The sequence below is a fragment of the Sorangium sp. So ce693 genome (assembly GCF_051521375.1).
Lineage (GTDB): Bacteria > Myxococcota_A > Polyangia > Polyangiales > Polyangiaceae > Sorangium > Sorangium atrum.
Map to the genome: position 1 here is coordinate 10,440,623 of NZ_CP150347.1, position 13,484 is coordinate 10,454,106.

12 protein-coding genes are annotated in these 13,484 nt (G+C 72.4%); 7 read left to right on the forward strand and 5 right to left on the reverse strand.

Annotated features, from left to right (window positions below; translation table 11 throughout):
* Window positions 1-68 precede the first annotated feature (68 nt).
* The 5 genes from WMF14_RS38850 (at window position 69) to WMF14_RS38870 (ending at window position 5,173) form a co-directional block, all read left to right on the forward strand.
* Complete coding sequence (locus WMF14_RS38850) at window positions 69-1,058, forward strand: NAD-dependent epimerase/dehydratase family protein (protein ID WP_437794748.1); 990 nt, start codon at window positions 69-71, stop codon at window positions 1,056-1,058.
* 58 nt (window positions 1,059-1,116) lie between these two features.
* Complete coding sequence (locus WMF14_RS38855; protein WP_437794750.1) at window positions 1,117-2,052, forward strand: hypothetical protein; 936 nt, start codon at window positions 1,117-1,119, stop codon at window positions 2,050-2,052.
* Window positions 2,049-3,200 carry a peptidase MA family metallohydrolase gene (locus WMF14_RS38860; protein WP_437794753.1) on the forward strand — a complete coding sequence of 384 codons (1,152 nt, stop codon included), beginning with the start codon at window positions 2,049-2,051 and terminating at the stop codon, window positions 3,198-3,200. Before WMF14_RS38855 ends, WMF14_RS38860 begins: the two co-directional genes overlap by 4 nt.
* Window positions 3,182-4,015: a CPBP family glutamic-type intramembrane protease gene (locus WMF14_RS38865; RefSeq protein WP_437794758.1), complete on the forward strand. Its 834-nt coding sequence runs from the start codon at window positions 3,182-3,184 to the stop codon at window positions 4,013-4,015. Before WMF14_RS38860 ends, WMF14_RS38865 begins: the two co-directional genes overlap by 19 nt.
* Window positions 4,016-4,405: 390 nt before the next feature.
* Window positions 4,406-5,173: a hypothetical protein gene (locus tag WMF14_RS38870; protein ID WP_437794761.1), complete on the forward strand. Its 768-nt coding sequence runs from the start codon at window positions 4,406-4,408 to the stop codon at window positions 5,171-5,173.
* A 75-nt stretch (window positions 5,174-5,248) separates the two neighbouring features.
* Here the strand turns inward: WMF14_RS38870 and WMF14_RS38875 are convergent, their stop codons facing one another.
* Window positions 5,249-6,160: a zinc metalloprotease gene (locus WMF14_RS38875; protein ID WP_373372303.1), complete on the reverse strand. Its 912-nt coding sequence runs from the start codon at window positions 6,158-6,160 to the stop codon at window positions 5,249-5,251.
* Between the two features lie 761 nt (window positions 6,161-6,921).
* On the opposite strand from WMF14_RS38875, the gene WMF14_RS38880 reads away from it, so the two are divergent.
* Both WMF14_RS38880 and WMF14_RS38885 read left to right on the forward strand, forming a co-directional pair.
* A complete protein-coding gene (locus WMF14_RS38880; RefSeq protein WP_272102881.1) occupies window positions 6,922-7,374 on the forward strand; it encodes a Fur family transcriptional regulator in 453 nt (150 codons plus the stop codon).
* A 164-nt stretch (window positions 7,375-7,538) separates the two neighbouring features.
* Window positions 7,539-9,395 carry a permease gene (locus tag WMF14_RS38885; protein ID WP_437794764.1) on the forward strand — a complete coding sequence of 619 codons (1,857 nt, stop codon included), beginning with the start codon at window positions 7,539-7,541 and terminating at the stop codon, window positions 9,393-9,395.
* A gap of 137 nt (window positions 9,396-9,532) precedes the next feature.
* On the opposite strand, the gene WMF14_RS38890 is transcribed toward WMF14_RS38885, so the two are convergent.
* The 4 genes from WMF14_RS38890 to WMF14_RS38905 form a co-directional block, all read right to left on the reverse strand.
* Window positions 9,533-9,880 (reverse strand): hypothetical protein, encoded by a 348-nt coding sequence (locus WMF14_RS38890; protein ID WP_272102879.1) that lies wholly within the window; start codon window positions 9,878-9,880, stop codon window positions 9,533-9,535.
* A gap of 158 nt (window positions 9,881-10,038) precedes the next feature.
* Window positions 10,039-11,121, reverse strand: a complete 1,083-nt coding sequence (locus WMF14_RS38895) for a serine/threonine-protein kinase (protein ID WP_272102878.1) — start codon at window positions 11,119-11,121, stop codon at window positions 10,039-10,041.
* Window positions 11,122-11,535: 414 nt separating this feature from the next.
* Window positions 11,536-12,948, reverse strand: a complete 1,413-nt coding sequence (gene glnA / locus WMF14_RS38900) for a type I glutamate--ammonia ligase (protein ID WP_272102877.1) — start codon at window positions 12,946-12,948, stop codon at window positions 11,536-11,538.
* Window positions 12,949-13,104: 156 nt separating this feature from the next.
* Window positions 13,105-13,443, reverse strand: a complete 339-nt coding sequence (locus WMF14_RS38905) for a P-II family nitrogen regulator (RefSeq protein ID WP_012239819.1) — start codon at window positions 13,441-13,443, stop codon at window positions 13,105-13,107.
* Window positions 13,444-13,484 lie beyond the last annotated feature (41 nt).

Consider the following 13,484-nt stretch of genomic DNA (forward strand, 5'->3'; position numbering starts at 1 on the left):
AGCTCGACGTGGGCGCCAGCGCCGAGCGCCTCGGGCGCGCGCCGGGACCGTAAAGAAGGAGCGGATCGATGAGGGTGCTGGTCACGGGCGCGAGCGGGTTCCTCGGCTCGCACGTCGCCGAGCAGCTCGCGCAGCAGGGGCACAGCGTCGTCGCCCTGGTGCGGCGCTCGTCGGACACGAGGTTCCTGTCGTCGCTGCGCGGGGTCGAGCTCGCGTACGGCGCCGTCGAGGACGCGGAGAGCGTCCGCCGCGCGGTCGTCGGTCCGCCGGGCGTCGACGCGATCGTGCACTCGGCCGGGCTGGTCAAGGCGCGCGACGAGGCGGAGTTCTTCCGGGTCAACGTCGACGGCACGCGGAACCTGCTCGACGCGGCGAAGGCGGGGGCGATACGGCGGTTCGTGTTCGTCTCGAGCCTCGCCGCCATCGGCCCGAGCCTGGACGGGCGCCCCATCGCCGCCGATGCGCGCCCGGCCCCCGTGACGCGCTACGGGCGCTCGAAGCTCGAGGCCGAGCGGCTGGTCCTCGCCGAGAAGGGCGCGTTGCCCGTGGTCGTCGTCCGCCCCCCGATGATCTACGGCCCGCGCGACCAGGAGTCGTTCGCGTTCTTCCAGAGCGTTGCGCGCCGCTTCCTCCCGATGCTCGGCGACGGCAGGAACACGCTCAGCGTGATCTACGCCTCCGACGCCGCCGCCGCGTGCATCCGGGCGATCGAGAGCGACGTGCCGAGCGGCCGCGCCTACTTCATCGACGACGGAAGCGTGTATGTGTGGCGCGACATGCTGGCGGACGTGGAGGCGGCGCTCGGCGCGCGGGCGCTCGTCCGCGTCGGCGTCCCGTTCTCGCTCATGCGCGGCGCCGCGCTCGCGAGCGAGGGGCTCGGCCGCCTCACCGGCAAGGCCGTGATGCTCACGCGCGACAAGCTGAACGAGCTCTCCGCGTCGCACTGGGTCTGTGACGCCAGCGACGCCCGCAGGGAGCTCGGCTGGGCGCCCGCGGTGAGCTGGGCGGAGGGGACGCGCCGAGCGGTCGCCTGGTACCGCGAGCACGGCTGGCTGTGACGTGACGCCGCGCCGCGCGCCGTTTGACGCTCGCCCGCGGCCTCCGTACCGTGAATGCATGTTCCGCCGTCCGCCGGCTGCCCCGGGCCTCGTCGCGATGGCGCTCGGCCTGACGGCGGCGCCCGCGCAGGCCCAGGAGCCGCCTCGAGGCGGCGCCGACGCGGCGGCTCCGGACGCGGGCAGCGCGGCGGCGGCGCCGGCCGCGCGCGGCGCGCCGGACGCCCCCGCCGCACGGTCGGCCCTGCGCGGCGCCGTCGTGGTGGCGGTGGACGACGCGAGCGCCGAGGCGGCTCGCTCGCTCGCTCGTGCGATCTACGGCGACCCCGCGCTCCGCCCGCCCATCGACGAGGCGACAGCGCAGGTGCTCACCGGCGATCCGCCGCGCCCGGACGCGCCGGCCGCCGTGAAGGAGCTCGCCGAGGTGCGCCGCTCCGCCGGGCGCGCCGAGTCCGAGCCGGTCGCGCGCGGGCTGCTCGCGTCGCTCGGCGCGGGCGCAGGCGCGGCGCTCGTCGTCGCGGTGAGCACGGCGCACGGCCACCCCGTGGCGCGCGTGATCCGGGTCGCGGGCGCTAGCTACGCGCCGATCGAGCTCGGCGCGACGGTCCAGCGGACCGCGGACGGCGTGGCCGCCCCCGCCGGGGCGACCTTCGACTGGCCGGGCGCGGGCGCGGCCGTCCGCGCGCTGCTCGCTGGAGACGAACGGAGCGGAGGCGCGGCGGGTCGCGCCGCGACGCCGCCCGCGCCCGCCTCATCGCCGCGCGGCGCCCTGGGACCTCGCGGACCTCGCGCCGACGTCGCTCAGGCGGCGCCGAAGTCCGCGAACGGCGGCGCCAGCTCGTCGGAGCCGTCGGAGCGGCGCTCGACGTGGAGCTCCCCCTGGTTCTGGGGCCCGCTCGCGGGCGTGGTCGCCACGGGGATCGTCGTGGTGGTGCTGGCCCAGACGGGCGGCGATTCCGGCGACACCGTGCACCTCCGGGGTCGGATCGCGCCATGACGCGCTCCTCCCGGCGCAGCCCAGCGGGGTTGGGGCTGAGGCTCGCCGCGCTCCTCTGCGTCGCGATCGTCGCCGCGCCCGCGCGGCTCGCCGGCGCCGCGCCCCGCGTCTACGACGCGCCCGCCGCGTCGAGCGACGGCGGCGCCGATCTTCCCGTGCCGCCGCCGCCGCCGGCGTACCACACCGAGGATCTCGGCTGGATCGAGTTCGCCTATCACCCGTCCACCCGCGACCGTGTCCGCCCTCTGATCGCCCGCGCCGGCGACTTGCGCGCCGAGCTCGGCGCCCTGCTCGGCCGCGACGTGCTGACCGCGCCGGTGAAGGTCCGGATCGCGGATGTGCCCGCCGAGCTCGACGACCTCGTCCCCAGGGGCCTCGCTGGCCCCGTGACGGCCGTCTCGTTCGGCGCGCTGCGCCTCGCGGTCCTGAGCGCCTCTCCGCGGCTCGGCGCCGAGACGCCCGATCTCGAGGGCGCCTTCCGTCACGCGCTCGCGCACCTCGCCCTGGATGAAGCGACCGGAGGCGCCGTGGTCCCGCGCTGGTTCCACGAGGGGTTCGCCGCCCACGTGGCCGGCGACCGCGTCGCTCGGCGCGCGCAGGTGCTCTCGCTCGCCGCGCTCCGGGGGCGCCTCGTCCCGCTCGACGAGCTCGAAGCGAGCCTCGCGGGCGCCGAGGACGCGGCCGGCTCGCTGCCCTATGCGCAGGCGGCCGACGTCGTCCGCTTCCTCGTCGAGGACGAGCGGCGGCAGGGCTTCGTGCATGCCCTGGCTCGGGTGCGCGGCGGCGTGCCGCTCGAGGCCGCGCTCGGGGCCGCCTATGTCTCGACGGGCCGAGAGATCGAGCTCGCGTGGCGCGCCAACGTCGCGCGCCGCTACGGCTTCGTCCCGGTGCTGGCTGGCTCGCTGCTCGTGCTCGGGCTGCTCGTCTCCGGCCGGCTGGCCGTGCAGCGGCTCCGCAGCCGGAGGTCGCCGCCGCCTCCCGCGCCGCGCCGGCGGCTCCGCGCGGTGTCGGAGGCGCGCCACCGGCCCGCGCGCCCGTCCACGGTCCAGCTCGTCGCCACCCTGGGCGCGCGTCACCGCAACGAGGCCGACGGCGACGCCGACGTCCCGAAAGTGGAGCACAACGGCCAGTGGCACACGCTCCATTGAACGCCGCCGAGGAGGCCCGTCGGCCCGATCCCGCCGGACCGCAGCGCCGCCTGACGGAGCTCGCGCTCGGCGCGGCCTGGCTCGTCGGCCTCGCCGCGGCCCTGCAGATCGTGTCCGTGCTCCTGTCGTCGAGCCCGCTCGCGGCGGCGCTCGGCGGCGCGGTCGTCGCCGACGTCGTCGCGGCGCGGGCCGGCGTGCAGTGGACCGACCCTCTGGAGCCGGACGGCCTAGGCCGCCGCGCGCGCATCGCCCGTCGCGTCGGGCTCGGCGCTGCGCTGGGCGCGCTCGCCGTGCTGATCACGCTCGGCGTCTCCGCGGTGCTCGGGTGGGCGACCGTCGAGGCCGGGGCGCCCTCGGCGAGCCTCGGCTTCGCCCTGGCGCGCTCGATCGCCCTCGCTGTCCGCGACGAGCTGCTGCTCACCGGCATCCCCTTCGCCGCCGCGGCGCGCGCCGGCCTCTCGCCTCGCCCCGCGCTGGTCTTCTCCGCCCTCGCGCACGGCGCCGCGCTCGGGCTCGCGCCGGGCGCGTCCCCGTCGAGCTTCGCCCTCGCGACCGCGCTCGGCGCGCTCGCCGCGGCGCTCTTCCTGCGCGCCCGCGGCGTGTTCGCGGCGGTCGCCGTCCACGCGAGCTTCACCTCGCTCGCGGGCGCAGGTCTGCGCGGCGCCCTGCTCGACGCCACGTGGACCGACGGCGCGCTCGCCACCGGGACGCAAGCCTTCGGCCGGCCTGCCTGGCTCGGCGCGGCCGTGCTCGCGATCCTCGCCGCGCTCACGCTCCGCGCCGGCGCCCGGCAGCCTGACCGTCCAGCGCGGTGAGTGCCCCCGCCCCGCGCGGCCGCCCGAGCTCTCGCCGCCGCGCCGGCATGAAGCGCGCCGCACCCGCGTTGTAGCTCCGGACAGCGGCGCTGGCGGCGCGACGTCCATCGCAGCGGCGCACTCGGCCGCTCCCCTTCCACCTCCGGCGTCCGGTTTCCAGCGCTCGGCGCGTCACATCCACCGGACCGACACCGACATTTCACAGCGCCGTGAGAGCACGTGCCGCGCGAGCGGCTCGCAGGCGAACACGCGCGATGTCCCACAGCGCCTCACCCCTCGGACACGGCTATGTCATATTTCAGCGCACCGCGTCAAGCACACATTGACGCGCCGCCTTCGAGGAACCAACGATCAGGTATGCATTGCGAAAGGATCGTTCGGATTGCGCCGATGATGCTGCTCGCGCTCGTGTCGACGGGCTGCGGCATGGCGACGATGATCGACACGAACACGCGCTCCATCCAGGCAACGACGGAGGAGATGCGGCGGACCCGCGCGACGATCGAGGATTCGAATCAGACGCTGCGGAGCTCGCAGGAGAGCATCGATCGGCTCGCCGAGCTGCGTCAGCCGATGGAGAAGCTCGCCGAGATGCAGGCGGCGATGGAGCGGCTGGCCGAGCTCAAGGGGTCGATGGACGCAATGCAGCAGAGCATGCGCGAGACCGCGCGACTCAAGGAGTCGATGGATCGGCTGAGCCAGATGGAGGCCACCATCGCCGCGATGAACGAGAGCCTCGTGAGCATCCGCGGCCCGCTCACGGACGTCGCCGCCCTGAACGCACCGATGCGTGATGTCGCCGCCCTGGACGCGCCGATGCGCGACGTCGCCGGGCTGAAGCAGCCGATGGAGCAGGTCGCGACGCTGCGCGAGCCGATGGAGGAGGTGAGCAAGCTGTCGGCCCCGATGGAGCAGATCAGCCAGATCGGGGGCGATTCGTCGCGCCAGACCGCCCTCGTCGCCGTCGGCCTGCTCGGCTGGGGCGTCGTGACGTTCCTCGGCGTGTACTTCGGCGTCCAGGCCGGCACCCGCCGCCAGCAGCGCCTGGCGCAGGGAGATCGGGACTCCAGCGCGGGGCCGGCGCCTGCCGAGCCCGCGCCGCGCGTCCTCTCCGAGAGCCGGAGCTTCGAGCGCCGGGCCCAGATCAAGTCGATGTGATCGAGCTCTGCCGGACGCCTGTCCGGCCGGCGAGCGGCGGAGTCCCCCGCCGCCCGCCGTCACATCATCCACCGATCAACGATACGTGTCCCAGTGCGCCGACATGCGATCGGCCTGCCCTGCTGTGAACCCATCCATGCAGGAGTCGTCGGTGTAATCCATGAAGTTCTGGACCGGGTCGAGCCCACCTCCCCGGCAGCTGTCCCTGTTCATCGGGCAGCCATACGCGGCGCTGCGCTCGGACGCCGTGTCCGCCACGCCATCGCCGCTCTTGTTGCAGCCGCCTTCGAAGGTGTGGAAGAGGCCGAGCCAGTGACCGACCTCATGCGTACCGGTATCTCCCTCGTTGTACGGCGCCGCATTGCCGCCGGGCAACGTGGAATGGAGCAGGACGACGCCGTCGTCGGTCGGACGGGCCGCATAGCTTGAGGGGAACGTCGCCCAGCCCAGCAGACCGCCGCCCGGGTTGGCCGTGTAGAGATTGAGGTGGTCTGGCCCACCAATACGGAGCGCCGCCTTGGCCTGCCGCTCGGCCGCGGAGCCCGACGACATGGTGTACCAGGTCGCGTTCCTCGTCCGATCGACGGAGGCCAGCGTGAAGCTGAAGCGGGTGCTCGCGTACGCCTCGTTGAGCACCTCGATCTGCTCCGCGATCATCCCGTCCGTCACGTCGCCGTTCGACAGGCCCACGCCCTTGTTGATGACGTGGACGTGCACGGGGATCTCGACCGCCGCGCCCGCCGAGAACCCGAGCGCCATCCGGCTGCGGACGAACTGCTCGACGGCTTCCTTCTCACCGTCGCTCAGCTCGACGGTCGCGCAGCCGCGCCGCAGGGGCGCCGGCGCTGCCTCGACCTGCTCATCAGGCACGACGTCGGCGACGGCCGGCGCATCCTCCGCGGGGGTCGAGGGGTCGGCGCCGCACGCGACGCCCAAGGCAGCGATCAAGACTAAGGCAAATACATCCGCACACGTCCGAGCTCGCATGGACACTCTCCTTGGTTCATTTCCCCGCAAAGGAAGCATGAATATATATCCGCGATCACAATCGGTTCAATTCCAAAAGGGCTGATTCCACTCGCGACGACAAAGGAAGATTCCACGTCTTGGTCGTTCTGGTCGTCTTGGTCGTCTTGCGTGTCTTGCGCCCTCTCGCCGAACGCCGACAGGACCCCGGGACACGCAGAGCGATGACGAGGCGCGAGGGCCCGCGTGGAACGGACACGCCGATTGCTCCAACTTGGATCGATCGCTCCATTATGGAGCACACGTCGAGAGCGGCGCGGACCGAGGGAGCCCCCCTCGACTCGAGATCAGACGATGCGGACCCGGCCGTTCCGCCTGTTCCATGTCCTCCGCGCTTCGGGGTCAGCGCCGGAGGAGCTCACCCCGATTTCGAGGCGCTTTCCCGAGGAGCGCCGCACCGCGCGCCCATCCGCCTGGTCTGTGCAGTTCGAGCGACGCTCAAAACCAGGTGCACGACGTCATCCAAACTCTCCGCCTGCCACATTCTCTCGCAGCCGGGTCGGCGCTCGTCGCCGCCGGTCCTCTCGGGGCCGCGCCGGGCACGCGCGCACGCGGCCCGAGCGGGAGCAGACGCTGCGTTCTCGCTGACGGTGGCGCGGCGGGCTCGGCGGCGATCTTGCGATCTCGCCCACACTGGCGCGCGGCCGACCCGGGCGCTGCGCGGCCGGCGGCGGCGATGCATCGTGATTGCAGTACCCTCCTGGCGACGGTAGATGTCTTGCATGGCGCGTACGAAAGCAGGTCAGTCCGCGGAAGAGCTCCGTGAGCAGATCCGGGCGGCCGGCTTGCGAGCCACCTCGCCGCGCATCGCGGTGCTCCAGAGCCTCGGCCGCTCGCGGACGCCCGTCAGCCATGCGGAGCTCGCTGCTGAGCTCGCCCCGAAAGGGTGGGATCGCGCCACCATCTACCGGAACCTGATCGACTTGACCAACGCCGGGCTCGTGCGCCGCACCGACATGGGCGACCACCTCTGGCGGTTCGAGCTGCGGGAGGCCACCGGCGCCCACGCGGCGGACGAGCACCCGCACTTCATGTGCGACACGTGCGGCGATGTGCTCTGCCTCCCTGACGAGAGCATCGAAATCAAGGCGGCGCGCGGCGCGCCGCGCGCGTTGCGGCGCAAGGGACTCCAGATCCAGATCAAGGGTCGCTGCGATCGGTGCGTGCAGGCCTGAGCGGCGGAGCAGCCCGCGGGCATCGGCGACCCCCGGCCACCGGCGGCCCCGGGCCGCGTGAATGACGCGGCGCTCAGCGGCCGCAGACGGCTGTCCGCATCTGGGTTGCAACACCAATTTGATATTGATTAGGCCACGTGGCTCGGGCATAGCCCACCGCGCCCATGCTCGCGCTCGCCGTCGCCCTGTCGATCGCCGGCCTCGCCGCGGGGCCGCTCCTCGTGGCGCTCGGCCGGCGCCAGGCGCTGCCGACGTCGGCGCTCGACGGGCTGACGCTCGGCCTCGTGCCCGCGCTCGTGCTCACGCGCCACCTGCCGCACGTGGTCGAGGAGATCGGGGCGCAGGCGGTCCTCTGGGCGGCGCTCGGTTACGCGGCGCTCGGGCTCACGGAGCACAGGAGGCGTGACACCGGCGAGGTGCTGGGGCGGGAGATCGCGTTCTCGGCGCTCGCCGTGCACGGGTTGCTCGACGGCGCCGGGCTCGCGCTCGCCGTGGCCGCGGCCGACAGCGGCGCGGACGGGGTGCTCTTCGCGAGCGCCGTCCTCGTGCACCGGCTGCCCGAGGGGCTGTCGCTCGCGGCGCGCTTTCTGCCCGCCTGGGGGTGGCGGCAGCTGGCCGCGCGCCTCGGGCTCCTCGGGCTGCTCACGGTGCTCGGCGCCCTCCTCGGCCAGCGCGCCGTGGAGAGCCTCCCCCACGAGTCGTTCGAGGTGTTCATCGCGTTCGGCCTCGGTGTCCTCCTGCGGCTCGTGGTCCACACGCACGAGGCGCCGCCTCGGAGCGCGCGCGCGCGGACCACGAGCGCGATCGCCTTCACCTCGGGGCTCTGCGTCGCGCTCGCGCTCCCCAGCCCGGAGAGCTCCTTCACGAGCGCGCACGCGTCCGAGCTGTCGATCGCGGAGTCGCTCGGCCCGCTGTTCGTCGAGACGGCGCCCGCCATGCTCGCCGGGCTCGCCATGGTGGGGCTCCTGCGCGCGTTCTCTCCGAGCGTCCTGCGTCGCTCGACCGGCTGGCTGCGCGGCGGTGCGGCGCTGCCCCGGGCCGCCCGCAGCCTGGCGTCTGGGCTGCCGCTGCCCCTCTGCGCCTGTGGCGTTGCGCCGCGCCTGCAGCGGCTCCCGCGCGCGAGCGCGCCGGTCGCCGCGGTCGTCGCCGTCGTCCTCTGCGCCCCGGCGCTCGATCCCGCCGGCGCGCTGCTCTCGCTGCGGGTGCTCGGCCTGCCGTTCACCGCGGCGCGCGTCGCGGGCGGCGCGCTCCTCGCCCTGCTGGTCGCGCTCCTCGTCGCCAGGGTGGCCGGGCCGCCAGGATCGAGCGCTGCGCCTCCCTGCGGCGCGCCGCCCGCCATGGCAGGGGCCGTGGCATCGCCGGGCGCGCGGCTCCGCGCCGCCGTCGCCGAAGCCGTAGGTCCAGCGCTCGATCACGTGGCCGCCTGGTACGTCGTGGGCCTGGCCCTCGCCGCCGTCCTCGAGGCGTCCATCGCGCCGGCCGCAGCGCGCGTGCTCGACGCGCCGGCCGACGTCCTCGTGAGCGCGCTCCTCGCAGTGCCCGCTCACGTGTGCGCGCAAGGCGCGGCGCCGCTCGCCGCGGCGATGATCCACAAGGGGCTCCCTGTCGGCGCGGCGCTCGCGTTCCTCGTGGCGGGGCCCGCGACCCACATCGCGGCGCTCGGCGCGCTGCATCGGGCGTTCGGAGCGCGCGCCGCCGCCGTCTCCGCGCTCTTCAGCGTCGCCTTCGCCGTCGCGCTCGGCCTCGTCGCGAACGCCTTCGTCCCCCTCTCGGCGGTCCCGGACCTCCACGATCTCGCGCCCCAGGAGCACTCCACCATCGCGTGGGTCTGCGCGGCCGCGCTCGGCGCGCTCCTGCTCTCGAGCTTCATGAGGCTCGGCCCTCGCGCATGGTTCGGCGGCATGCGTGGCGCCGGCGACGCCGGTGCGCCCGGGTCAGACGAGCCGCATGCGCCCTGCGCACACGCGCATCGCTGCAGCGCGAGCGGCGCACCGGACGACCACGGCGCACCGCCCGCCTGACGCCGGGCTCCCCGGAACGTCGTTCCAGCAGATCCCCTCGCCGGTCTCCCTCCTGCGCCGCTCGCCGGTCTCCTTCGCGTGTCGTCCCGCGGCCTCCACCTAGCGCGCCTGAGCTCCGGCGCGGGGCGGCGCGGCGATCACCCTAGCTGGACCGAGCCGTGGTGATCGCAGTGATCGCCGTGCGGATGGTGCAGGTGCGCGCCGACGAGGTAATCGAAATGATCGCCGTGGGGCACGGCCTGATGGCCGCAGCCTGCCCCGTGCGTGTGCGCCTTCTCGTGGTCGGCGCATGCATGGCTCGGCGTGCACGCGTCAGGGTTCTCCTTGCCGACCGAGAGCACGTGCTCATCGAAGTGATCGCCGTGCGGATGATGCAGGTGTCCGTCGTGCAGGTAATCGACGTGGTCCTCGTGACGCAACGCCTGATGTCCACATCCCTGCCCATGAACATGGGCGTGCGCTTCATGTGTCTGGTGGTCGTCCATCGACTTGCATCCTTTCCATCAATGCTCGCTTCGAGCTCAGGGGACGGCTCGAAGTGGGGGCAACATGGGGCCCCGACGCGCACCGCCGCAAGGAGCAACCTGACGCGCATGTTGTGGACGAGCGGGCCGCGCTCGCTCGCCCTGCGGCGCCGCGGCGCTCAGCGGATCCAGTACCTGCCGATGAGCACGAGCGCCATCGCCCAGAGCACCACCCCGATGCCCGCCGCGACGAGCATGGTCCGCGGCAGGCGCCTGCCGTGCTGCACGAGCCGTCCCAGCGTCCCGGCGGAGCCGCCGCCGCGCGAGGCGCTCTCCGGCGCGAGGCCGACGTCGCCGCCGAGGCCGATGTCCGAGGCGCGCCGCCCCTTCTGTCCCCGGAAGCGCTCGGCGCGCAGCTCGCGGAGGACGGCCTCGAGCTCCTTCGCGAGCGCGCCCGCCGAGGCGATCCGTTCGTCGCGCTCGCGGCGGAGGCACGTTTCGACGAGCTGGCAGAGGCGCGGCGGGAGCCCTGGCCTGCGCGCGGCGATCGGATCGCAATCCTTGCTCAGGATCCGGACCATCAGCGCGTTGTAGTTCGGCGCCTGATGCGGGGTCGTCCCGGTCAACGCCTCGTACATGACGACGCCCAGCGACCAGATGTCGGCGCGGGCGTCCACGTCCTCGCGCCCCGCGGCCTGCTCGGGCGACATGTAGGCCGGCGAGCCGACGACGCAACCCGTGCGGGTCAGCGAGAAGTTGTGCTCCTTCTCCAGCACCTTGCTGATCCCGAAGTCAAGGATCTTCCCCACGAGCTCGCCCAGGTGGTTGCGGTGCACATAGATGTTCGCGGGCTTCAGATCGCGGTGGATGATCCCTTGCTGATGGGCCATGTCGAGCGCCCGCGCGAGGCCGAGGAAGAGCTCGACCAGCACCTCCGGAGCGATCGTGCTCTCGCGCCGCAGCCACTCGTCGAGCCCCTCACCGACGAGCAGCTCGAACACGAGGAACGGAGAGCCGTCCTCGGCCTGACCGAGGTCGAGGATCTCGACGATGCTCGGGCTCCGCAGGCGTCCGCTCGCCTTCGCCTCGTTGAAGAAGCGCTGGAGCGCGACGGCATCCCCGGCCACCTCGGGGCTCATCACCTTGAGCGCCACGTCGCGGTCGATGAGCACGTTCTTCGCGGCCCACACCGACCCGCTGGCGCCTTGGCCCAGGAGCTTCACGAGCCGGTAGCGAGACTGGATGAGATCGCCGGGGTTCACTGCTGCGCCGAGGTGTCGCTGGGGAGCTGAGGGAACTGAAGGAACCGAGGGAACCGAGGAAACAGACGAACCGGCGGACCGGAGGACCGCGGGACCGGCGGCCGAGGAGGAGCTGGCTTGACGCCGCCCCCACCGGAGCCGGACCGGAGGATAACCCGAGCCATGGACGAGCGGTACCGCGGTGCGGCGCGCTCCAGCAGGAAGCAAAAGTTCGCGGTGCGAGGGGGCGATAGCCCACCTCGTCGCCTCCGCGGGCGCAGAGATCCGTGGATTTTGCGATACCGCGACCCTTCGACTCGGCGTTACCGGCGCGCGCCGAATACGACGGCGAGCGATGAAGAGTCCGGACAGCGAGGGGCACAGCGCAATTTTCTTGTGCGCCGGCCCCTGCTCTGTCCTCGGAGGTGGGGGCGATCAGACGTCGTAGTAGAGGAAGAACTCGTGCGGGACCGGGCGGAGCCGGACCGCGTCGACCTCGCGCTCGCGCTTGAAGTCGAGCCAGGTCTTGAGGATATCGCGGGTGAAGACGTCGCCGCGGAGCAGGAACTCGTGGTCGCGCTCGAGGGCGCCGAGCGCCTCGTCGAGCGAGCCCGGCATGTGCGGCACTTCCTTGAGCTCCTCCGGCGAGAGCGCGTAGATGTCCTTGTCGAGCGGGTCGCCCGGATCGATCCGGTTCTGGACGCCGTCGAGGCCGGCCATCATCATGGCGGCGAAGGCGAGGTACGGATTGCAGCTCGCGTCCGGGAAGCGGACCTCGATGCGGCGGCCCTTCGGGCTGTTGCCGGGGGCCAGCGGGATGCGGATCGACGCCGAGCGGTTGCGGCTCGAGTACGCGAGGTTCACGGGCGCCTCGTAGCCCGGGACGAGCCGGCGGTAGCTGTTCGTCGTCGGGTTGGTGAGCGCGGCGAGCGCCTTCGCGTGCTTCAGGATGCCGCCGATGTACCAGAGGCCCGTGTCGGACATCCCGGCGTAGCCGTCGCCGGCGAAGAGCGGCTTGCCCTCCTTCCAGAGCGACTGGTGGCAGTGCATGCCGCTGCCGTTGTCGCCAAAGAGCGGCTTCGGCATGAACGTCACCGACTTGCCGTTCTTGCGGCCGACGTTCTTGATGACGTACTTGAACCACATGAGGTTGTCGGCCATCGCCGTCAGCGTCGAGAACTTGATGCCGATCTCGCACTGGCCGGCCGACGCCACCTCGTGGTGGCCGACCTCGACCGGGATGCCGGTCTCGATCAGCGTGGACATCATCTGCCCGCGCAGATCGCCGAGCGTGTCGGTCGGCGCGACGGGGAAGTAGCCCTCCTTCGACCGGATCTTGTGCCCGAGGTTCGGGCCGGCCTTGCCGGTGTTCCAGACCGCCTCATCGCTGTCGATCTCGTAGAAGGCGCCGCGCTGCGAGCTCTCGTAGCGGACCGAGTCGAAGATGAAGAACTCGGCCTCGGGCCCGAAGTAGGACGTGTCGGCGATGCCGCTCGCGCGGAGGTGGTTCTCGGCCTTCTGGGCGATGTAGCGCGGGTCGCGGCCGTAGGGCTGGCCGGTCACCGGATCGCTGATCTTACAGATCATGCTCAGCGTCTTCTGGGCATGGAACGGGTCGAGCTTCGCCGTCGACGGGTCGGGCGTCATCAGCATGTCGCTCGCGTTGATCGGCTGCCATCCGCGCACCGACGAGCCATCGAAGCCGATCCCCTCCTCGAAGAGATCCTCGTTCAGGCGGGACGCCGGGATGGTCGTGTGCTGCCAGATGCCGGGCAGATCGATGAACTTGAGATCGACAAATTTTACGTCGTTTTCCTTCGCAAACGCGACGACATCTTTCGCCTTCATGATCTTCTCTACCTCGCTGACTCGCTGCTCTCGCTGTATGTGACTCGACGGTGCGCGGGCTCGTGCTCGCTGTTCGCCTCTCGGTCGTCGATCGTCGATCCTCGAGCCTGTGACCCGCCGCGAATGCCCTGTGACGCTCTGCCGGCGGCGCGCCTCCTAGATGGCGTCCTCGCCGCGCTCCCCCGTGCGGATCCGCACGGCCTCCTCGACGGGGACGACGAAGATCTTGCCGTCGCCGATCCGACCCGTCTTGGCGCTCTTCTCGATCGCGTCGATCACGTCGCTGACCATGCTGTCCGGCACGACGATGTCGACCTTCACCTTCGGCACGAAGTCGACGACATACGCCGACCCTCGATAGACCTCTTTCTTGCCGCCGGTCCGACCGAAGCCCTTTACCTCGGTCACCGTCATGCCCTGAATCCCGACCTCGGCGAGGGCGTCCTTGACCTCGTCGAGCTTGAACGGCTTGATGATCGCCTCGACCTTTTTCATTGCGCACGCCTGTGGTGACCGGGTGCCCGCCAGGGTGGAAG

Coding starts and splice junctions, on each gene's coding strand:
- WMF14_RS38890 (WP_272102879.1), bottom strand. CDS start 9,880: ATGGACGACCACCAGACACATGAAGCGCACGCCCATGTTCATGGGCAG.
- glnA (WP_272102877.1), bottom strand. CDS start 12,948: ATGAAGGCGAAAGATGTCGTCGCGTTTGCGAAGGAAAACGACGTAAAA.
- WMF14_RS38850 (WP_437794748.1), top strand. CDS start 69: ATGAGGGTGCTGGTCACGGGCGCGAGCGGGTTCCTCGGCTCGCACGTC.
- WMF14_RS38905 (WP_012239819.1), bottom strand. CDS start 13,443: ATGAAAAAGGTCGAGGCGATCATCAAGCCGTTCAAGCTCGACGAGGTC.
- WMF14_RS38885 (WP_437794764.1), top strand. CDS start 7,539: ATGCTCGCGCTCGCCGTCGCCCTGTCGATCGCCGGCCTCGCCGCGGGG.
- WMF14_RS38860 (WP_437794753.1), top strand. CDS start 2,049: ATGACGCGCTCCTCCCGGCGCAGCCCAGCGGGGTTGGGGCTGAGGCTC.
- WMF14_RS38880 (WP_272102881.1), top strand. CDS start 6,922: ATGGCGCGTACGAAAGCAGGTCAGTCCGCGGAAGAGCTCCGTGAGCAG.
- WMF14_RS38855 (WP_437794750.1), top strand. CDS start 1,117: ATGTTCCGCCGTCCGCCGGCTGCCCCGGGCCTCGTCGCGATGGCGCTC.
- WMF14_RS38870 (WP_437794761.1), top strand. CDS start 4,406: ATGATGCTGCTCGCGCTCGTGTCGACGGGCTGCGGCATGGCGACGATG.
- WMF14_RS38875 (WP_373372303.1), bottom strand. CDS start 6,160: ATGCGAGCTCGGACGTGTGCGGATGTATTTGCCTTAGTCTTGATCGCT.